This window comes from Citrobacter sp. MGH 55 (assembly GCF_016906145.1).
GTDB lineage: Bacteria > Pseudomonadota > Gammaproteobacteria > Enterobacterales > Enterobacteriaceae > Citrobacter_A > Citrobacter_A amalonaticus.
The window spans coordinates 1,153,729-1,154,715 of sequence record NZ_CP070239.1 but is presented as its reverse complement, the minus strand read 5'-3'; the positions used below and the strand labels follow the sequence as shown (position 1 = coordinate 1,154,715).

Annotated in this window: 1 protein-coding gene; it reads left to right on the top strand. The window is 37.7% G+C overall.

What is annotated here, in order from left to right; all coding sequences use genetic code 11:
* The first annotated feature begins 153 nt into the window (after positions 1-153).
* Positions 154-984, top strand: a complete 831-nt coding sequence (locus JTI98_RS04585) for an AraC family transcriptional regulator (RefSeq protein WP_044328463.1) — start codon at positions 154-156, stop codon at positions 982-984.
* Positions 985-987 lie beyond the last annotated feature (3 nt).

Genomic DNA, 987 nt, shown 5'->3' with positions numbered 1-987 from the left:
AAAGCCACTGGGTAACGCTATGTATTTTAAAGAAATGCATAGTTAAAAAAGTAATAATTAAAATTATAAACTATTTCGTTAATTAAAAAATTCCGAATTTACATGGCTGATAACCCATGAAATTATATGCATACAAAGCATGGGGGTGACTGTATGAATAGTCAAAGTGCTTTAAGTACCCTTAATTTTCCGGCTAAGGAAAGCTATGCACACAACAATCTGTTGGTGCTGAAAAAGATACGTTTTTATAACTGTGCGATTATCTATCTACGGGATGCGCAACTGCTTATAAAAACGAAAGATGGGCAGTCCTTTAATGTACCCCCTGAATCACTTTGTTATATCGAAAAAAACACAGTGATTGATGTTGCATTAAAAGTGCTAGGTAAAGGGGTTCCTTATGAGCTCTATCACGTTGATAGTGATGTGTTGAGTTGTATCTGTAAGGTGATGGAACCGCTGTTGTTAGATCCGCAAAGAGTCAACCAGACGCGGCGTAAAATATTTACCTGTCCTGTTGATGAAACAGATACAAAAATCTTCAAACGATTAACGGGAAGCGATGTCCCACAACACCGACAAGTTTATAAAATAACCTATCTTCTTTCTAAAATGAGGGATATAGAATCCTTAGTTTATTCCTTGTCGGTATCAACGGATACCACCTTTACTGAACGACTGAAGTCAATCATTGAAGCCGATCTCTCTAAATCGTGGAGGCTGGCAGATCTGGCGAACATTTTACATATGTCGGAGGTGTCGATTCGTAAAAAGCTGGAGAAAGAGAGTAATAATTTTAATACGCTGGTGTTGGATATTCGCATGCATCAGGCGGCGAAACTCATCACCACGACTGAGAAGCATATTAACAGTATTGCCAATGAAGTGGGCTATACCAGTACTTCATACTTTATTCGTAACTTTAAAGAGTTCTTTGGCATAACACCGAAACAGTTTTCTTTGAAGGTAAAAAAACAATCCTGATGG

Excerpts from the sequence above, each read along its gene's own strand:
- JTI98_RS04585 (WP_044328463.1), top strand. The coding sequence starts at position 154 with ATGAATAGTCAAAGTGCTTTAAGTACCCTTAATTTTCCGGCTAAGGAA.